Source organism: Sagittula stellata E-37, from assembly GCF_039724765.1.
In the GTDB taxonomy this organism is placed as follows: Bacteria; Pseudomonadota; Alphaproteobacteria; order Rhodobacterales; family Rhodobacteraceae; genus Sagittula; species Sagittula stellata.
This window is the reverse complement of record NZ_CP155729.1, coordinates 4,354,079-4,372,103: the sequence shown is the minus strand read 5'-3', so window position 1 is coordinate 4,372,103 and position 18,025 is coordinate 4,354,079. Positions and strand designations below refer to the sequence as shown.

The window sequence follows — 18,025 nt, the reverse complement described above, 5'->3', positions numbered from 1 at the left end:
TCCTTGGCGAGGGGATGTTCGGCGCGCGGGGGAATGAAACCGCGCGCCGATTTGGTGACAGGCCGGAGCCGTGTGGGGAACGGAGGTCAGCCCCCGCTTGTCACCGTGACGTCAAGGAAACTGGGGTGGAGGAAGGGCCCGACCTTGAAGCCTTCGACCTCGGGGCGCACGGCGAACACCCATTCCCAGCCGGGGCTGTAGAGGCCGATGTGAACCGCGTTTTCCATGAGGTACTTGATGACCGCCTGCACCTTTTCCAGCCGGGCTTCGAGCTCGATGGTGGTGCGGGTTTCCTCAAGCATGGCGTCAAGCTCGGCGTTCTGGAAACCCGAATAGGCGCCGGGCGAATGCCAGAGCTGGTAGAGGATGTCCGGGTCGTACCAGGACCACGTCATCATGTCGAACGTGCCCGGTTCCTCCGAGGTGCTGTCTTCGTTCTGTGCCTTCACGCGGGCGTTCATGGTGCCGATGTCCATGATCTCGATGCTGGCGTCGATGCCGACCTGTGCAAGTTGCGACTGGAAGATTTCCGCCAGCTTGTGCCGGTTGCCACCGGTCCAGACGAACATCGTCGTTTTCATCGGGTTGTCCGGGCCATAGCCCATCTCGGCCAGCAGCTCCTTCGCCTTCTCGGGATCGTACTCGTACCCGTACTGCTTGCAGAACTCCTGATCGTTGCCAAAGACGCCGCGGGCGACCGGGCACCACTCACGGTTGGTCAGCCCGCCGTAGATGATATCGATCGCCATCTGCGGATCGGTGGCATAGGCCACGGCCTGCCGCGCGCGGATGTCGTCGAAGGGCGGACGCGAGACGGTGAATTCCCAGAACACGTCCTGGCCGGTGTTCTCGGCCACCATGATGTCCAGCTCGCCATCAGCCTTGATCGCCTCGATGTCGTCGAAGGGCGGTTCCGCGATGTGGACCTCGCCCGTGCTCAGCGCGGCGAGACGGGTTTGCGCCTCGGGCACGGTGCGGATCAGCAGCCTGTCGATGTGCGGGGCGCCGTCGTTCTCCCACGGTTCGCCGTAGTTCACGTAGTCGGGGTTCTTCGACAGGACGATCTCGCTGCCCTTGACCCATTCGTCGAGGATGAAGGGCCCGGTGCCGATGGCGGTGGTCGACCCGAAGGTGTCCGCCGTGTTGGTGTCGCAGACCATCGACGAGAAGCTGTCGGCGAGAAACGGGAGGAAGGCGCCGAATTTGCTTTCCAGCGTGACCTTGAACGTCAGCGGGTCCTCGACGGTGACGTCGGTGATCGGGCCCCAGCTTGTCTTCGTCAGGCTTGGCGTGTCGCCGAATGCGCGGTCGATGGTGAACTTCACGTCATTGGCGTCGAAGGCCGTGCCGTCATGGCACAGGATGCCGTCGTTCAGGGTGAAGGTGTATTCGAGGCCATCCTCGCTGACCTCCCAGCTTTTCGCCATGTTCGGGCCGGGTGTGCCGTCCATGTCGAAGGCGAGCAAAGTGTCATAGATCTGGTCCCAGACCTGCATCGAAAGCGTGCTTGTCGCGCGGTGCGGATCGAGGCTGTCGATGTCCCCGTACCGCGCCCAAACGAGGTCCTGGGCGCTTGCCGTGGTCGCGCCGAGCGCCAGCGCAGCCGTCATCAACCCCCCCGTTGCCGCGTGCAATCCGCGTCTTCTTTTGCGTTTGTCGTCCATTGTCCTCATCTCCGTCAGACCGAGTTGCGTCGCCTCGCTTGGAGGAACGACATGAGGACAAGGGTCCGTGTGGAACCTCCTTCAGCGCAAGAACTGTTTCATAAACGACATGTCGATTTTCACAAATGACTCTTTCAAAGTGATCGCTTCAGGCGGTTCGTTTCACTTATGAAAACGCAACACTCTCATTTGCTGCTTTCTTCAGCCCATTGAGAATGGATCGACTCGATATGGTCTAGGCGCCGCTGTGCCGAATCGCCGGTCCGGGTCGCCACGCGTGCGCAGAGGTACGTGACGAGGCTGAGCGGCGCGGTCATGGAGCCGAAGACCGTCGGCCCCTCGGATCGTCCGCGCAGGATCAGGTCCGCGCCGCGCTTGTCCCCGGCGGCGATGGAATTGGTCACGAGGATGACCTTCGCGCCCGCGCGGCGGGACGAGCCGATTACATTGCGGAACTCGTCCGTGCGGCGTCCGACGCCGAAGGCCAGAACCGCGTCCTCGGGGTTGATCGAGGCGAATTCCTCCGGCACGGGGAAGCCGCTGAGGGGGATCATGCGTATGTCGGGGAAGACCTTGATAAGCAGCGCCCGGGCGAACAGTGCCAGCGGATAGCCCTCGCCAAAGCCCACGACCCACAGTTTCGCGGCACGGCAGAGGATCTCGACGGCCTCGGACATCTGTTCCGCGGGCAGGGTCTCGAACGTGCGCACGAGGTGCTTCACCTCGGCGTCGAGGTATTCGCCGGGCGACAGGAACCCGCCGGAGAGAGCGGGAACTTCCGGCGCGGCGGCCTTGGTCGACTTGTTTTCACGCACCTCGCGCTGGGCGTCGCGATACCCGTGATAGCCGAGGCGCCGGAACAGGCGCGCCGCGGTCGCCTTTGACACGCCGGCCTGGTCTGCCAGATCGCTGGCCGTCAGGTAGCCGAGCACGCCGACGTCTTCGAGCAGCAGGTCCGCCAGCCGACGCTCGCCGCGCGGCATCTCGTCATAGGTGGACAGCAGGCGTTGCGCGATGTGAAAGGTCTTTTCCATGGCTTTGGTCCCCGCCGACAGGATCATTTGCGTTGCCTTGCAGCGTAGAGGCTTGCCCGGAGCGTCGCCATGCGAAATCAAGCCAGTGGCGGAACGCCCACAGGGCGGTTCGGAAACCCGGTGCGCGTGACGCGGCATCCCGGACTGGCGACGGCCCTACCGCCTGTGGGTCGCGGTGTATTCCGTCGGCGTGATGCCGAAGCGTTTCTTGAAGTTGACCGCAAAGACCCGGGCGGATTCGAAACCGCAGGCGATCGCGACCTCGTGGACCGACATGTTGGTGGTCGCCAGTTGCAGGCGCGCATGGTCCAGGCGTCGTAGCTTGGCATAGGCCTGGGGCGAGTGGCCGGTGTACTTCTTGAACAGGCGCTCGATCTGCCTGCGCGACAGCGCGTGTTTTTCACAAAGAGTATCCATCGTGTCGAACCAGTTTTCGCTGTTCTCGATGTCCTGGATCAGCGCAAGGAAGCGGGCGTTTCGCACCCCGAAGGTGAAGGCCAGAGACGCCTTCTGTGCCTCGTCCGGCATGCGCATGGCCGGATGCAGGCACATTTCCATGACGACGCTTGCCGCGATGGGACCGTAGCGATCGTTCAGCACCGACAGCATCATGTCTGTCGCAGCGGTTCCCCCGGCGCAGGTCATGACGTTGTTGTCGATGGCGAACAGTTGCCGCGTCGACAGCAGTTTGGGATAGCGCAGCTCGAAACTGTCGGTGTTTTCCCAGTGCAGGGTAAAGCGTCGGCCCAGCAGCAGCCCGGCCTCTGCCAAGGTGTAGGCGCCGGTGCAGATCCCGCCGACGATATGGCCGTGCCGCCACGCGCGGCGGACCATCGCTGTGACGGCGTCGGAGAGCGAGGTTTCCGGTTCTGTGCCGGAACAGACGATCAGCCGGGTGTGGCGGGGCAGATCGCGTGGCGGGCTCTCGGCCATCATGCTCAGACCTGAGGAGAAGGTCAGCGGCGCGCCGTCCGGGGTCACCAGCCGCCAGCGCGCAATCTGACGACCGGCCAGCTGGTTGATGATGCGCAGTGGTTCCACGGCGGAGGTAAAGGCCAGCATGGACGCCTTGGGCAGGCCGACGAAGGTGAAGTCCAGCGTATCGACGTCGCCCTCCAGCACGATTGACGCGATCCCCCTCGAGGTCTGCTCGTAGGTGGCCGGGTCGCCAGTGGGCCGGGTCGAGGCTTGGTCAGTATCCATATCGCTGTGCCGTCGGTCAGTGAAAATACGGTGCGGGTGGTCGAACGGGTATGTCGTTTACACGGTCAGGCCTTTCGGGTTCCTACCCGTGGCGACGGTAAAGTGGCCTGATACCGAAGTAACACGACACCGGTCCATCGGCTTGTGGTGCCGGACCGACCGTACAGTCACGGGTGGCGGACGCAAGCTGAGCGGGGGTCTCACGGCAGGGGCAATCGTTGCTGCGCCGACGAAACAGGCCGGGCGGGTCCTTCGGCGTCAGTGCAAGGTCAGAAGTGAAATCCCGCCGACCGTCACCAGGCTGAGCGCCCAGACGATGTCGAGGTTGAACCAGCTCCGCGACAGGGCCTTCAGTCCAAACCAACGGTAGACGGCATAGGCGAAGGTTCCCCCGGCGAGCGTCATGGCCAGCGTGTGGGCCAGCGCCACCGACACGGCAACGCCCGCGTTTCCAGTCATCAGACCGGCCGCCGCAGCATGTCCCGCGTCGGTTTCGAGGGTACGGCATATGCCCAGGTAGATCGGCACCAGCATCAGCCCCGCCCCATGTGCCATTGCGGCGAGGAAAGACCACAATGCCAGGCGCGACGGTGGAACACGCGCCAGAAACCGCGGGTGGCGCCGGTTGAACAGCAGGTACAGGCCCAATGCTATCACCAGAATTGCGGCAACTAGTTGAATTGCCCGCTCCCATTCCGCCAGGAACATGAGCGCGCCGAACGGAAACAGGATTGCGGCCATCGCAATCAGATGCCCGACGGCCAGCGCCCCGAGGGCTCGCCAAAGGCTGCGCCGGCTGCGGTCCATCAGCGCGGCTGAGACTGCCAGCGGCCAGCCCATGCCGGGGTTGACCCCGTGGTAGACTCCGGACAAGACAACGGCCCCCCAGAGGGCCGTTGCGGTTGTGGTTTCGTCCATGTTCAGGCGGAGGGATAGCAGAAGCTGTCGGTCGAGCAGTCGCCGCCTTCCAGACGGATCTGATGGCTGCGATAGCCTTTCGGAAACTCGACGTAAAAGTCTTCCGCCAGGGTCAGGCCGCCGTTTTCGCCCACATGGGCCATGACCATCTGGCCTCCTTCATCATCCGGGTAGAACTGGTCGTCCCAAGTAGAGTACAGCGAGTTGGTCCAGTAGACGCGTTTCCCGTCGCGGCTGATCTCCACCATCTGCGGGCCGTAGGCGAAGGGTTTGCCGCAGGGATGTTTCGTGCCGCGCGCGATGCCGCCCAGCTCTACCTTGCCGGCTAGTTTGGGGTTCATTGGGTCGGAGACGTCGTACTGGTGCATCTCGCCCAGACCCCAGCAGGCGACGTATAGGAACCGGTCGTCGAGGCTGAGGTCGATGTCGGTGACCAACGGCGGAACGGCTTCGAACCCTTGCAGAAGGGGCGGCAGGTTCTCGGGCTTTTCCGGACGCGGGTCGATGGTCAGGGTCTTCTTCGCCTCAAAGGTGCCGTCGTCCTTTTGCCACCAGGTAAAGATCGACCCTTGAAGGTTGGTTGTGTCCACCACGACGCCGCAGAAGCCGTAATCTTTCGACGGATCGTGGGCAGGCCGGATTTCCAGCGCCATCTGGTGGTTCTCGCCCAGGTCGATGGTCTGCACGTTCTTGCGTTCGCGCAGTTTCCAGAAATGGATTTTGTGCCCGTACTTGTTGGACAAGAGGTCCTCGGCGACGATTCCGTTCTCGAACTGTGGCGGCAGGCCCCACTCCGACGACACCATGTAGTCGCGCGGCAGGTTCCACCAGAAATCGTAATGCTTGTCCTGCTCGCCCCGGTCCATCTCGTAGCGGCCGAGGATGTCGAAGGTTTCGCAATCCATGATGAAGATGCCCGGAGGCCCATCGGTGCCGTCCTTTCCGCCACCGCCAAGGGTGCTGACATAGATGCCTTCGGGACCGCAGTGAATCGTGTGGGGCCGGGAATAGCCGGTCTTGGCAAAGACCTCTTCGGGTTCGATGATCTTGTGGATCTTCGCCTTCAGCGGCTCCTTCACATCTATAACGTAGATCCGCGACGACCGGATACCGGGCACGATCAGGTAGCGCCGTTCCAGGAAGGCGTGCCCCGACAGCGGCGAGAGCGAGGACGAACAGGCATTCCAGCCGAAATGGTGAAACTCGTCGCCCTTGTTCGGCATGATGACCTGGTGGACGATCTGGCCATAGGACTTGGACTTCGGGTCCACGTCGACGACGGCAACCCCGTCCGGTTGCGATCCATCCGGACTGAGCATCAGCGTGAAGGCAAGTGTCTCGGCCGGCGCCTCCATCGCCAGCTTCGGCGTCGCGTGGAACGTCGGGTCGGGTCTTAGGTTCATGGTCTTTCCTCCCTGTTATTCAGTGTGTCGTTATGCGTTTGCTTGAAATCGTTTTGGTTAACTTTGCCATGGATTGTGGCCACGCCGAAGTCTTTTGCAGGTCTTCCGGAGCACGGAGCGGAAATCCGGCATGTTCCGGCGCACCGGCCCTTTTTCGCCGGCAGGCGGTTCGGACCTGCCCGGGTCTTTCGACGACGCTGCGGTGACGGAAGGAATTGGTATTGATGAGAAGAGCCAAGCGGGCCGGTTTCGGGCGCGCGCGGGACGGATTGGGCGCACACCGAAGGAACTTGTTCCGCGCACATGTCAGAAACATCGGCACCGATTGTGGCTCTTGCCCACTGTGTGGCGCCGTCTTCGGTATGCCGGGCGACCGCCAGTTCGAAGGTAAGATCGAATGCCAGCAGGCCGATTCATCGGGAATTTGCGGAGTAATTTCAGTTAATTAACCCTTAACGGTTTCCCCTGCGGCAATTCTGCGCTACTCTAAATCCCGAAAGGTGGTGAACATTATGGCTGCACCAGCTCAAGTCACATGGGCAAAGGTCGCGGAAAATGGCGCACAACTTCTTGCGATCGGAGGCGTTCGCAAGTCATTCTTCGGAAAGTCGCAGTGGCGTCTCTCGACCGAGGAAGCCATTGCCATGATCGAACAGGACGAATGGCGTTTCTTCGTCGAGATCGACGATGAAAAGGAATGGCTCGATGTCTTGGAAGAGCCCGACGGGACCAAGACGATCAGCGCCGACGGCCCGGTCAGAAACCTGCTCTGACGTCGTCCACTCATCCTGCGTCGTAAGCGGGTGCCAAGCGCCCGCCCAATGGCCTGTGTTGTGCGATCCGGTTGAACCGCGGGCAAGATGGGCTAACCTTTCAATCTGAAACCGACGCAGATCCAGCTCGCCGAGGTCGCTTTTCCCGTTACAGGATCTTCCCTTTGTCCGCGAGCGGACAGGACGCGCGCTCGTCCCTGTGGGTCTGCCCGAAGAAAGGATATGCAATGACTGACAAGAACCCGAACAAAGGGTATGTCGCCCTGCTCGGCTGGAGCCTGAACGCCATCGACGCGGTCGACCGCTTCGACCGCCGGTACGTCGTCGTCGCGCCTCCTTGGGCCGAAGACTATTGCAAGCAGAACGACATCCCCTTTGTGCCCTGGGACTTTGACCGGCTGAACGAACGTTCGCACGAACTGGCGCATCAGCTTGACGACATGGGCGTGGACGTGGCCATCCCGATCTTCGAAGAGACGGTGGAATGGGCCGGCGCGATCAATGCCGTGCTGCTGAAGAACCCGCGTCTTCTGGGGCAGGCGATGCTGTTCCGGGACAAGTCGCTGATGAAGCGCCGCGCACAGCTTGGCGGCATTCGGGTCGGTGTCTTCGAAGAGGCGCACGACCGAGGTGACGTGATCCGGTTCCTCAAGCGCGTGAACCAGACGCTGCTGAAACTGGACGGCGACCCGAACGACCCGATCCACTTCAAGGCCTTCGACAAGTCCGGCACCGCGGGACACAGGGTGATCCGTACGCCCGAGGACGTGGACAACATCCCCGACGAAGAGTTCCCGGCGCTGCTGGAAAGCCATCTCGACGGTTGGGAGTTCGCGGTCGAGGCATGGATCAAGAACGGCAAGGTGCAGTTCCTGAACATCTCGGAATACGTGACGCTGGGCTATTCGGTCTTCGTGCCCGCCACGCCGGAACTTGAAGCGCACCGCGAAAGGATCACCGAGGAGATCGAGAAGCTGATCGAGGTCTTCGACATCGACTTCGGCTTCATCCACCCGGAGTATTTCCTGACCTCCGACAACAAGCTTTACTTCGGCGAAGTCGCCTATCGTCCGCCGGGCTTCAACGCCTTGGAGCTGATCGAACGTGCCTATGGCTTCAACGGCTATCAGGGGCTCGTGGTGGCCTTCGACCCGAAGACCACGCAGGAAGAGCTCGACGCGTTCTTTCCGAAGGAGATCGTCGATGCGAAAGGTCACGCCGGGTGTTTCGGTGTCTATCCGCGCCGTCGCGTGGTCAGCCGGCTGGAAATCCCCGACGAGACCGCCAACCATCCGTACTTCGAGTTCCACGAACTGTCGGACCCGCGCGAGCAGAAGGTGGCCAAGCGGTCGGCCTTCGGCACGCACTGGGGGCTTGCCTATTTCTTCGGTGACAATCCGCACGAACTGCGTGACCTTCTGAAGAAGCAGGAAGAGCTGGATTACTACGTTTGATGAACCTCCGAAACGCGTCCACCGCGGACGGGCAGGCCGGCGAAGATACAGCCGCACTGGACCGGTTGTCCGGTACGCTCGATATCGCGATTGAACGGTTGGAGCGCGCCCGGCCCTTTGCCAAGGCGCGCTATCAGCGCCCCGTGCTTGACGTTCTTGGCCGCATCATCGCTCAGCCCGGCGGGCTGGGCGTGGTGCGCGAACATGCCGTGCGCATGGACGCCGCCGGGCTTTTCGCCGGCTCCGACTGGGACCGGCCGGAAACGCTGCGGCCGCAACTGGTCGGTGGAACTTTGGTGTCCGAAGATCCGGCGTTCCAGGCGCTGGAGGCGGCAAGCCTCTCGCGGTTCCTTGCGGTGGCAGAGGGCGACGCACGGCATGCCAACCTGCATCAGGATGGCGCACGGCACTTCCTCACCCAGGTTCTTGCGCTGAACCTCAAGGACCTTTTCGGTGTCCCGGATGAAGCGGCGCGCGGGCTGGGGGCACGGCACGACATGAAGTGCCGCGTGCTGAAACATATCGCGGATCACATCGGGCTGACCGACGTGCTGAGCGTGCTCGTGTCCGAGATATGGCGCCTTTTGGAACAGCGGTCGGTACAGGTCGGGGTGGTCAAAGACATGATCGCGCAGATTGCGGTCGCTCTCAACGAGAACGGCACCGAACCGGGCAGCACGCGCCTTGGCGCAGAGCGTCTGGTCAGCGCCCTCTTCGGTCCGACTAGCGCGTCGCGGGACGACCCGGGCCTCGCCGTCTATATCGACCGGATTTCGGTCGCCGATGATGCTGGCCTTTCGCGCGAAGCGATGGGATTTGCCCGTGCGATGCACGACACCGGGCTGGTCTCGGACTACCACGCGGCCTTCTTGACCTGGGCGTTGGACTTCGATCAGCGGCCCCTGATCCCTGAGGCACTTGGCCTTGGGTCCACCGGGCTGGACTGCTGGCGGCATTACCGTGGTCTGATCGAGAAACTGGTGCGCAGTGCCGTGACCCCGGCAACGCCGCAGGCGGCCTATGGTCTCGCCATGCTTCTGGAGCGCGGCATCCTGCATCATGCGCCGATGGTGCCCGCGCTCGAACGTCAGCTTTCTCTGTCCCTGCGCGGTGCTGCGCGGGACCGGCTCGCGCTTGGGTTCGGGCCTGCTGTTCCGCCCGAGACGCAATTGCTGGCGGGTGTGCTGCAGGTGCTCGGTCAACCGCTCGGTGTCGGGCAGGGCGCCAATCCGACCTGTCAGTCTGCCCGTGCCATTGCGCTTTGGGCGCTGAACGACCCCGACTACCTGCTGCACCTCGTCACGCAGGTGGCCGAGTTCGACACGCTTCTGATGCAGTTCGAAGGCACGCCGATCGACTCCGCCGACCTTCCCGCCGGGCTGGCGGGAACAGGGCCTATCGACGCCGACCCGGTGTCGGTTCTGCTGGTCGGCCATCTCGACCGCATCTATGCCGAGATGGGCCGTCTGTGCACCGGGCGCGCGGGCGATCCGCACAAGTGGATCAATCCGCAATTTCACGGCTGGTGGGTGTCGCGCGACTGCGCGGTTGCGGTGGACGTGACGACCGGAAAACTGGCGGCCTACCACGAATTCCTGCGCCGCTTCTTCGCGACCTACCATCCGGATCACAACGGTGGGCGGCCGCTTGGCCATCCGCAACCGGCCGGCATCGCGGTGACGGACGCGCAGCAACGGTTCGTGGGCTGGCATGCCATCGCCATCCTGCGCGTGGCCGAGGATCAGGCCGGACAGATGCGCGTCTACTTCTACAACCCGAACAACGACAGCGGTCAGGACTGGGGGAACGGCGTGGTGGTGTCGACTTCGGGCCACGGAGAACGCTATGGCGAAGGTTCTCTGGAGTTCGACGCCTTCCTGTCGCGCGTTTACCTCTTTCACGATGAGCCGCTGCGCAGCGCGCACGGTCAGGACATTCCCGCGGATGTCATCGAAAAGGTGCGCAAGCAGGCCATATCCAGTTGGGCCGCGGACAGGCAGCCGGAGGACGACGCCGGCGGGCCCTGAAACCGAAGGTGGACCGTGTGGAAGACTTCCACTGATGCGCTGACGCGCGTCTGCGAAGCGGTCGTCATCGGGAAGCACCTACGCTCGGACGCCGCCTCGGGCGAAACACACCAAGGGCCCGTCTTGCATCCATGGGGTGTCCTGCGTGATACGGTGGCGCGCAAGCCCTTGCGACCATGCGATGAAAGGCGACATCCGCGATGCCTCAGACCGACCATCTGGAGACCGATTGTTCGAAGTGCGCGGCGCTTTGCTGCCTTGCGCTGGCCTTCGACAAGGGCAAGGACTTCGCGTTCGACAAGAACCCGGGCGAGCCGTGCCGCAACCTCTCGGGCCACAGCTGCTCGATCCACGATAGGCTGACGCAGGAAGGGTTCCTAGGGTGCGTCGCATACGATTGTCTTGGGGCGGGCAACCGCGTCGTGCAGGAGGTCTTTGGCGGACGGTCGTGGCAGACGGAGCCGCGTCTGACGCGGCCTATGATGGAGGCGTTCTCCGGCATGCGCGAGGTCCATAAACGCATCGATCTGCTGCGCGCTGCCGAAACCCTGCCGCTGAAGCAAGGCGACGAGCAGGCGCGCCGCGATTTCCTTGGTCGCCTGGAACAGCACCGCTGGAGCGGTGACGCTCTCAACGACTTCGAGGTGGGGCTGGCGCTGGAGATCGACATTTTCTTTCATGCCATCCAGACTTACGCGCCGGACCCCCGCTTTGCCGAATGGCACGCGTGACGTGCATCTGGCCGCGCGCGATGCGCGCGTCTCTCTTCGGGCGACCGCCCCCTATCGACCGGCGATGAGCACGGCGTCCAGCGCGTCGAGGAAACCGGTCATCTCGGTCTCGCCCACCGGGAAGGACAGGGCGATCAGGCCGCGCGCGGCAAAGTAATAGCCCCGCTCCATCATCCGGAAGTGCAGCAGGCGCAGACGGTCGAGTCGGAGCGCGGCGTCTTCTCCCTTGCCGTGGATGTTCATGATCGAACCCATCCCGGTCACGTGGAATGCCCCGCCGTTCGCAGCGAAGCGCTCGTTCAAGGCGGCACGGAACGCTTCGCCGCGTTCGTAGAGGGCTGCCAGGGCCTCGGGTGTCAGGTGGTTGCGGACCGCTTCGAGCCCAGCCGCCATGGTGAGGCGGTTGTTGTTGAAAGTGCCCGCGTGAGGGATCGGATCGGGATGTGCGGGATCGAAGCGCGCCATCACCGACTGCCTGCCGCCAAACGCGCCGAAGGCGAGACCGCCGCCGAAAATCTTGCCCAGCGTGGTCATGTCGGGCGTGATGCCCAGACGCTCCTGCGCGCCGCCGGGTGCCATGCGGGCGGTCTGCACCTCGTCGAAGATCAGCCACGCGCCACTATCGTCGCAGAGATCGCGCAGAGTCTGCAGGAATTCGGCCGAGCCGACGACGCAGCCGCCCGCGCCCTGCATCGGTTCCACCAGCACCGCGGCGATGCGATCCCCCGATGCGGCGAATTCCCGGGCTGCGGCCTCCGCATCGTTGTAGGGCAGCACGGCAAAATCGAACGGCACATTCACCGGCGCATTGCCATTGCCGAACGTGAGCACCCCGCCGTGGTAGCCCCCGGCAAACACCACGATGCGCTTGCGCCCGGTCACCAGACGAGCGGCGGTCAGTGCCATCAGGTTCGCCTCGGTCCCCGAGTTGGTGAAACGCAGCAGGTCGATGGAGGGGAAACGCGCTGCCAGTTCCTCGGCCAGCGCGACCTCGTAGGGCGTGTGCGAGGACAGGCCGAAACCGGCGCGATGTGCCGCCGTCACCGCCTGTTCGAGGGACGGGCAGGTGTGTCCGTAGATACCGGCGGTGAACTCCCCCAGGAAATCGAAGTAGGTGTGGCCGTCGGCATCCGTGATGCGACAGCCCTCTCCTCCGGTGATGGACAACGGGTAGGGCGCGGTCCAGAGCGAGCTGCGGGTGTTTCCGCCCGGCAGGACGCGGGACGCACGGGTCAGCGCGTCCGCGCTTTGCGGGGTGCGCCTGCGAAAATCCTCTTCGGCGCGGCTGAGTTCGGCGGTCAGGGTGTCTGTGTGAAAGGTCATGTCTTACATCCGATGTGATGGCAGGAGGGCCTCGAAGCCCTCGTTCGGGTGGCCCGCAACCATCTGCGCGAGCAGGGTTCCGGTGGTTGGCCCAAGGGTGAAGCCCTGATGGCCGTGGCCGAAGTTCATCCAGAGCCCCTTGTGCCGGGGGGCTTCGCCCACCAGCGGCAGCATGTCGGGCAGGCACGGACGTGCGCCGGACCACTGGGGTTCATCCTTGCGGGCACCGATCTCGATCAGGTCGGATATGCCCGCTCGGCCACGATCGAGTTGTCGCAGGTCTGCGGCGCTGTCCTTGCTGACCAGGGCGGCACCTGTTGCAAGGCGCAACCCGTCGGTCATTGGTGACGCAACGATCCCATGCGCCACGTCGAGAAAGGGCCGCACCGGTGCACGCGGCGCGGCAAAATGGCCGTGATAGCCGCGCTTGTAGATCATCGGGATTCGGTAGCCGAGCCGGGCCAGAAGGCGCGGCGACCATGGACCAAGGGCAATCACGGCCTGTGTGGCATCGACAGCGCCTGCCTCGGTCTCGACCTGCCAGCCGGCTCCTCGCTGCCGGAGCGTGGCCGCGTCGCCAGTCAAGAGCGTACCGCCGCGCCGGACAAAGAGGTCGGCGTACCCCGCCGTCAGCGCCCCGGGCGATGCGCAGCTCCAGGAATCCTGCCAATGGACGACGCCTGCAGGCGCCTTGAGCAACGCTGGATCCTCCCGCGCATATTCGGCACCATCGATCGCCCGGAAGCGTGTGCCGTAAGTGGCGTGAACGCGCTCGGCGTCGATCACCGCGGCGGCGTATTCGTCAGGGTCGCGGTACAGGATGGCAATGCCGTCGCGGGTGATCAGCTTCTCCATCCCGGCCTCGGCGATCAGCGGGGCATGGTCGTGGGTCGACCGTTCGGTCAGCCTGACATAGGTGTGCGAGATCTTTGCATGGCGGGCGGGGGAGGAGTTCCTGTAGTACTGCCAAAGCGCCGGAAGCATCTCGGCCACGCCACTCAGTGACCATGTCACATCGTTGGTCCCGCCAAGCGCAAGGCGCAGAAGGGTAATCGGATCGCGGGGCAGGGCATACGGTTCGGCAGCCTCTGCCTGGATGATACCTGCGTTCCCGAAAGAGGTTTCCCGCCCCGCCGCCTTACGGTCGACAAGGGTGACCGAAAGGCCCTGTTCCTGCAGCGCAAGCGCGGTGGACACGCCGACCATGCCGGCGCCGAGTACGAGAAAATCGGCCATGATACGTTCCGAGTGTGGGGCTGGGACCGGCGGGACTGCCGGTCCGAAAGACTTTGGTGGAGGCAGGGACGCATTGTGGCGCCCTGGCTCCCCGCTGGTGGATCAGGCCTCGGCGATGACGGTGATCTCGACCTTTGCGTCGATCATCAGGCCGCTCTGCACGGTGGTGCGGACGGGCAGCGGATCGGAGAAGTACTCCGCGTAGACGCGGTTGAACTCGGCAAAGTCACTGGTGTCGGTCAGGTAGCAGGTGGCCGACACGACGTTGGCCAGCGTCAGACCCTCGGATGTCAGCGTCGCCTTCAGGCGTTCGAAGATATTGCGCGTCTGCGCCTCGATACCTGCGGGGACCTTGCCGTCCGCGTCGAAGCCGATCTCACCGGCAAGGTATACCGTGTTGCCGACGCGGCGGGTCTTGGAGAAGGGGAGGTTCATCAGATGTCCTTGTTTTCGGAAGGTTGGGGGAGGTGTCAGGAAGGTGGGGCCGGTGCCCGGGCCTTCAGCCCCTCGACCAGAAGGTCGAGCAGCAATTCGAAACTGTCGTTGTAGGGGATCTCGGCACCGCTCTGCCAGCGCAGGACGAAGATGCGATTGGATATCTCCGGGAGTGCCGCCGCCGTCAGCGGATAGAGTTCGGGATCGGTCTGCGCGACACGCTTGGCAAAGAGATCTTGCCAGGTCTCGCCCTCGCTGTCGGGCTTGCTGACCGGGGGCGGCGCGAGTTCCATCGTGACGAATCCGGCCAGCCCGCCCACCAGCGCGTTGAAGGCGGGCCGCAGCGCATCGCCGCGATAGCCGCCGTCATGTAGCGCCGAAAGGATCGTTTCGACCCAGTCGAGGTTCGCCACACCGTTGGATTTCATCTGGGCGCCCAGCAACGGCGCGACCGCCGGGTGACGGTGAACAAGCTCGCGGTATTTCAGAAACACCTGCCTGAGACGGTCGTCCCACGGCATGTCCGCATCCAGACCTTCGGACAAAGTCCCGGTGATCGAGGCGGATATCTCGGCGTAGAGGTCTTCTTTCGCGCCACCCACGTGCCAGTAGATCACCGCCGGGGAAACGCCCAGCTTGCGGGCCAGCTCGCGCAGGGAGAAGGCCGCCAACCCTTTTTCGCCGATTTGCGCGATCGCCGCGGCGACCACCTGATTCTTGTTCAAGCCCACTGCTGCGGCCCGGCCGCGCAGAACTTTGCCCTTTTCTTCATCATTTCCCGTGGTCACTGGTACGATTCCCGTTCAAAAATTAGGCGTTTCTCATTTTGTGTGACGGACTCGACGAGTTTGGTTTAACAGGTATAGAACATCGTTCAATTAAAAAACGCTACTCTCGCCCGGACACACTCGAACCTGACGAATGGGACCAAAATGACGGCACTGCCGATCCTCATCTTCTCTGCCGCCCTGTTGCTCGGGGGCGCTGTGCTTGCGCACCTGATCGGGGCAGCCTCCATCTTGTCCTTCGTTGCAGCCGACAGGACGCGCTTCCTAGCCGCAGCGCCCCAACGGATCATCGCTCATATCGACCTGTTTTCGATCATGTCGATGCCGTTGTTCATTCTGGCGGGCGAAATAATGAACCGCGCAGGCGTCACGAAGGCGCTGATCGACCTGGCCATGGCATTGATGGCGCGTCTGAAAGGCGGTCTGGGGCACGTCAACATCCTCACTTCGGTGTTCTTCGCGGGGATCTCCGGTTCTGCCATGGCGGATGCGGCGGCCGTGTCGAACACGCTGGTGCCGGCCATGCGGAAGTCGGGCTACTCCGTGCAATATGCCGGCGCGGTTACCGCGGCCTCGTCGGTCATCGGCCCAATCATCCCGCCGTCGATCATCATGATCTTCTACGGGGCACTCATGAACACATCGGTTGCGGCGCTGTTCATCGCGGGTATCGTGCCCGGCATCATCATGGCGGTCGCACTGTTTGGCGCGAACGCCTGGATGGCCCACCGCCACGATCACCCGACGGGTGAAAAGGTGCCAGCGCGCGAAGTGCTGAGACGTGCCGTCTACGCGCTGCCCGCCACGGTCATTCCGGTGATCATCCTGTCGGGTATCGTCTTCGGGGTCATGACCCCGACCGAGGCCGCCGGTGTCGCCGTATGCTGCGCGATCCTCGCAGGGATCATCTACGGTCAGATGTCGTGGGACACGATCATCAAGAGCCTTGAGCGTACGGCAATCCTGTCCGGATCTATCTTCATACTGTTGTCGGGCGTGGCGATCTTCGGCTACCTCGCAGGGCTGGAAAAGCTGCCGACGCTCCTGGCCGACGCTCTGATCGGGCTCGGGTTCGAGGGTTGGAAGTATCTGCTGCTGCTCAACGTGGTATTCCTTGTGGCGGGCATGTTCCTGGAGGTGCCGGTTGCGCTGGCCCTGCTTGTCCCGCTCCTGGTGCCGACTGGCATTTCGATGGGCGCAGATCCGATCCACCTTGGGATCGTCATCGTGGTGAACCTCATGCTTGGCATCGTGACCCCGCCTTTCGGCGCGGCGCTGCTGGTCGTGTCGGCGGTGTCGGGTGCGCCTTACTGGGGCATTGCCAAGGCAGCGGCGCCCTTCCTGCTGGTTCAGCTTGGCGTGCTGCTGATCCTGACCTTCACGCCTGAGCTGACGCTGTTCCTGCCGCGCCTGGCCGGTTTCGTCGAGTGAGGAGAGACAGATGATCCGTATCGCCAATCTCACGTATGCCACGTCGCAACGGTTGAACTTTTTCGCCACAAGGATCGCCGCCCTGTGCTTTGGCGCAATGCTGTGCGTCATGATGCTTCAGGTCGTGGCACGGTACGCCTTTGCCTCGCCGCCGTTCTGGACCGAGGAACTGGCCCGCTGGCTCATGGTCTGGGGCGGGTTGCTGGGGGCTTCGGCGGCGTTCCACACACATGCCGACCCGGCGATGGTGCATCCGCCCAGCCACGTGATCTGGCGCCAGAAGGTGCAGGTCGTGGCGCGCTTCCTGGCCTCGTGGACCTTCTTCGCGCCGGTTCTGTGGTTCACCTGGCCCTATCTCGAACGCCAGATTGGCCGCACCTCCGAGGGGCTTGAAATCTCGACCGCCTGGATGGCCGCCGCGTTGCCGGTCGCCCTGATCCTGATCCTGTTCCATGGGCTTGCCGGACTTGGCGCGCTCATCTCACCGAAGGTGCTCGAAGAAGAGATCGCCTTCGCAAAGTCCACTGAATCCAACATGCTGGAGTAACCGATGAACCTATTCTCTACCGCCACCCTCACCGCGCTTTTCCTAGCCTCCGCCGCTTCGGCGCAGTCCATCAATGTCGCGCTCGACTCCAACCCCGACCGTGAACAGTCCGGCACCTACCGCTACGTGGACAACTTGTTCACCACACTGAAAGAGGCCGGCTGGGACACTGAGACCTTCCCCCGTGACACCATCGGCGGCGAGGATGAGCGTCTCGACCAGATCCGCGCGGGTATCCTCGACCTCTCCATGTCGAACTATGCCGTGGCAACCCAGTTCGTCGAGGAAATGCGCGCGCTGCAACTGCCCTACACCTTCGAGAACCCGGCGCACGAGTTCAAGTTCTTCACCGAGTCCGACTACCTCGATCAGGTCAACGAAGAGTTGGCCGCCGAAGGTATGCGCATCCTGGCGATTGTGCCGACCGGCGGTTTCCTCGGTATCTTCAACAACGAAAAGGAAGTCCGCAGCGTTTCCGACATGGAAGGTCTGCGGATGCGCGCGCTGGACCCGAACCAGCTCGAGATGTTCCAGATGATGGGCGCAAGCGGCGTGGTCATCCCGTTCTCGGAAGTGCCTAATGCGATCCAGACGGGCATCGCCAACGGTTACGTCAACGCGTCGCTGGTGCCGCTGGTCTTTGGCCAGGGTGACCTGTTCACCAACTTTACCGATGCCAAGGTCATCATGTCCGCCCGGCTTGCGCTGGCATCGACCACCTGGTGGGATGGACTTTCGGAAGAGGAGCAGGCCACCTTCGAGAAAGCCTCTCTCGACGCTCTGGCCGAGGTCTTCGACTGGGTTGATGCCTCCGAAGTCACGCACAAGAAGAACCTCGAAGAGGCCGGCATTGCCGTCTACGAGCCGACCGAAGAAGAACTGGCGACGTTCCGCGAAGCCACTCTGCCGATGGCCGATGTGCTGACCGAGGTGCCGAACGAGCGGATCGAGGAGCTGCGCAGCTTCGTGGCGGAATACGCGCCCGAGTGATCGGGGCCGATGGGAAAGACCGGGGGCGTCCTGACGGGCGCCCCTTTTTCGTACCTGCCGATTTTGCG

At 63.3% G+C, this 18,025-nt stretch carries 16 protein-coding genes; 7 read left to right on the top strand and 9 right to left on the bottom strand.

The annotated features are described in order from the left end of the window. Positions 1-86: 86 nt before the first annotated feature. From ABFK29_RS20800 to ABFK29_RS20780, 5 genes are all read right to left on the bottom strand, one after another. A complete protein-coding gene (locus ABFK29_RS20800; protein ID WP_005862494.1) occupies positions 87-1,610 on the bottom strand; it encodes an ABC transporter substrate-binding protein in 1,524 nt (507 codons plus the stop codon). Positions 1,611-1,849: 239 nt separating this feature from the next. Beyond that, positions 1,850-2,698: a MurR/RpiR family transcriptional regulator gene (locus ABFK29_RS20795; RefSeq protein WP_100929039.1), complete on the bottom strand. Its 849-nt coding sequence runs from the start codon at positions 2,696-2,698 to the stop codon at positions 1,850-1,852. Between the two features lie 156 nt (positions 2,699-2,854). After that, on the bottom strand, positions 2,855-3,901 hold the full coding sequence (locus tag ABFK29_RS20790; protein ID WP_005862490.1) for a GlxA family transcriptional regulator: 1,047 nt from the start codon (positions 3,899-3,901) through the stop codon (positions 2,855-2,857). 258 nt (positions 3,902-4,159) lie between these two features. Beyond that, positions 4,160-4,819 (bottom strand): hypothetical protein, encoded by a 660-nt coding sequence (locus tag ABFK29_RS20785; protein WP_005862488.1) that lies wholly within the window; start codon positions 4,817-4,819, stop codon positions 4,160-4,162. A 2-nt stretch (positions 4,820-4,821) separates the two neighbouring features. After that, complete coding sequence (locus ABFK29_RS20780) at positions 4,822-6,222, bottom strand: selenium-binding protein SBP56-related protein (protein ID WP_005862486.1); 1,401 nt, start codon at positions 6,220-6,222, stop codon at positions 4,822-4,824. Between the two features lie 512 nt (positions 6,223-6,734). Between ABFK29_RS20780 and ABFK29_RS20775 the strand changes: the two genes are divergently transcribed. The 4 genes from ABFK29_RS20775 (at position 6,735) to ABFK29_RS20760 (ending at position 11,207) form a co-directional block, all read left to right on the top strand. Continuing rightward, positions 6,735-6,995: a hypothetical protein gene (locus ABFK29_RS20775; protein ID WP_005862484.1), complete on the top strand. Its 261-nt coding sequence runs from the start codon at positions 6,735-6,737 to the stop codon at positions 6,993-6,995. Positions 6,996-7,222: 227 nt separating this feature from the next. Then, the gene (locus tag ABFK29_RS20770) at positions 7,223-8,449 is read left to right on the top strand and encodes an ATP-grasp domain-containing protein (protein WP_040605008.1); all 1,227 of its coding nucleotides are present in this window, start codon (positions 7,223-7,225) and stop codon (positions 8,447-8,449) included. Continuing rightward, the gene (locus ABFK29_RS20765) at positions 8,449-10,476 is read left to right on the top strand and encodes a hypothetical protein (RefSeq protein WP_005862480.1); all 2,028 of its coding nucleotides are present in this window, start codon (positions 8,449-8,451) and stop codon (positions 10,474-10,476) included. Before ABFK29_RS20770 ends, ABFK29_RS20765 begins: the two co-directional genes overlap by 1 nt. Positions 10,477-10,676: 200 nt before the next feature. Continuing rightward, on the top strand, positions 10,677-11,207 hold the full coding sequence (locus tag ABFK29_RS20760; RefSeq protein WP_005862478.1) for a hypothetical protein: 531 nt from the start codon (positions 10,677-10,679) through the stop codon (positions 11,205-11,207). 51 nt (positions 11,208-11,258) lie between these two features. Here ABFK29_RS20760 and ABFK29_RS20755 read toward each other — a convergent pair whose 3' ends face one another. From ABFK29_RS20755 to ABFK29_RS20740, 4 genes are all read right to left on the bottom strand, one after another. Then, positions 11,259-12,530 (bottom strand): aspartate aminotransferase family protein, encoded by a 1,272-nt coding sequence (locus ABFK29_RS20755; RefSeq protein WP_005862476.1) that lies wholly within the window; start codon positions 12,528-12,530, stop codon positions 11,259-11,261. 3 nt (positions 12,531-12,533) lie between these two features. Beyond that, positions 12,534-13,766 carry an NAD(P)/FAD-dependent oxidoreductase gene (locus tag ABFK29_RS20750; protein ID WP_005862474.1) on the bottom strand — a complete coding sequence of 411 codons (1,233 nt, stop codon included), beginning with the start codon at positions 13,764-13,766 and terminating at the stop codon, positions 12,534-12,536. Between the two features lie 102 nt (positions 13,767-13,868). Continuing rightward, the gene (locus ABFK29_RS20745) at positions 13,869-14,201 is read right to left on the bottom strand and encodes a RidA family protein (RefSeq protein WP_005862472.1); all 333 of its coding nucleotides are present in this window, start codon (positions 14,199-14,201) and stop codon (positions 13,869-13,871) included. 35 nt (positions 14,202-14,236) lie between these two features. Beyond that, positions 14,237-14,932, bottom strand: a complete 696-nt coding sequence (locus ABFK29_RS20740; protein ID WP_415857465.1) for a TetR/AcrR family transcriptional regulator — start codon at positions 14,930-14,932, stop codon at positions 14,237-14,239. A 201-nt stretch (positions 14,933-15,133) separates the two neighbouring features. On the opposite strand from ABFK29_RS20740, the gene ABFK29_RS20735 reads away from it, so the two are divergent. Genes ABFK29_RS20735 through ABFK29_RS20725 form a run of 3 tightly spaced genes read left to right on the top strand, consistent with a single transcriptional unit; the run spans position 15,134 to position 17,957 of the window. Beyond that, positions 15,134-16,420 carry a TRAP transporter large permease gene (locus tag ABFK29_RS20735; protein WP_005862469.1) on the top strand — a complete coding sequence of 429 codons (1,287 nt, stop codon included), beginning with the start codon at positions 15,134-15,136 and terminating at the stop codon, positions 16,418-16,420. Positions 16,421-16,430: 10 nt separating this feature from the next. Continuing rightward, positions 16,431-16,967: a TRAP transporter small permease gene (locus ABFK29_RS20730; RefSeq protein ID WP_005862467.1), complete on the top strand. Its 537-nt coding sequence runs from the start codon at positions 16,431-16,433 to the stop codon at positions 16,965-16,967. A gap of 3 nt (positions 16,968-16,970) precedes the next feature. Then, positions 16,971-17,957, top strand: a complete 987-nt coding sequence (locus ABFK29_RS20725; protein WP_005862465.1) for a TRAP transporter substrate-binding protein — start codon at positions 16,971-16,973, stop codon at positions 17,955-17,957. Positions 17,958-18,025 lie beyond the last annotated feature (68 nt).

What these genes read in the sequence shown, in the direction of transcription:
- ABFK29_RS20790 (WP_005862490.1), bottom strand. Translation starts at nt 3,901, where the DNA reads ATGGATACTGACCAAGCCTCGACCCGGCCCACTGGCGACCCGGCCACC.
- ABFK29_RS20785 (WP_005862488.1), bottom strand. Translation starts at nt 4,819, where the DNA reads ATGGACGAAACCACAACCGCAACGGCCCTCTGGGGGGCCGTTGTCTTG.
- ABFK29_RS20725 (WP_005862465.1), top strand. Translation starts at nt 16,971, where the DNA reads ATGAACCTATTCTCTACCGCCACCCTCACCGCGCTTTTCCTAGCCTCC.
- ABFK29_RS20750 (WP_005862474.1), bottom strand. Translation starts at nt 13,766, where the DNA reads ATGGCCGATTTTCTCGTACTCGGCGCCGGCATGGTCGGCGTGTCCACC.
- ABFK29_RS20765 (WP_005862480.1), top strand. Translation starts at nt 8,449, where the DNA reads ATGAACCTCCGAAACGCGTCCACCGCGGACGGGCAGGCCGGCGAAGAT.
- ABFK29_RS20745 (WP_005862472.1), bottom strand. Translation starts at nt 14,201, where the DNA reads ATGAACCTCCCCTTCTCCAAGACCCGCCGCGTCGGCAACACGGTATAC.
- ABFK29_RS20780 (WP_005862486.1), bottom strand. Translation starts at nt 6,222, where the DNA reads ATGAACCTAAGACCCGACCCGACGTTCCACGCGACGCCGAAGCTGGCG.
- ABFK29_RS20775 (WP_005862484.1), top strand. Translation starts at nt 6,735, where the DNA reads ATGGCTGCACCAGCTCAAGTCACATGGGCAAAGGTCGCGGAAAATGGC.
- ABFK29_RS20735 (WP_005862469.1), top strand. Translation starts at nt 15,134, where the DNA reads ATGACGGCACTGCCGATCCTCATCTTCTCTGCCGCCCTGTTGCTCGGG.
- ABFK29_RS20755 (WP_005862476.1), bottom strand. Translation starts at nt 12,530, where the DNA reads ATGACCTTTCACACAGACACCCTGACCGCCGAACTCAGCCGCGCCGAA.
- ABFK29_RS20760 (WP_005862478.1), top strand. Translation starts at nt 10,677, where the DNA reads ATGCCTCAGACCGACCATCTGGAGACCGATTGTTCGAAGTGCGCGGCG.
- ABFK29_RS20800 (WP_005862494.1), bottom strand. Translation starts at nt 1,610, where the DNA reads ATGACGGCTGCGCTGGCGCTCGGCGCGACCACGGCAAGCGCCCAGGAC.
- ABFK29_RS20770 (WP_040605008.1), top strand. Translation starts at nt 7,223, where the DNA reads ATGACTGACAAGAACCCGAACAAAGGGTATGTCGCCCTGCTCGGCTGG.
- ABFK29_RS20795 (WP_100929039.1), bottom strand. Translation starts at nt 2,698, where the DNA reads ATGGAAAAGACCTTTCACATCGCGCAACGCCTGCTGTCCACCTATGAC.
- ABFK29_RS20730 (WP_005862467.1), top strand. Translation starts at nt 16,431, where the DNA reads ATGATCCGTATCGCCAATCTCACGTATGCCACGTCGCAACGGTTGAAC.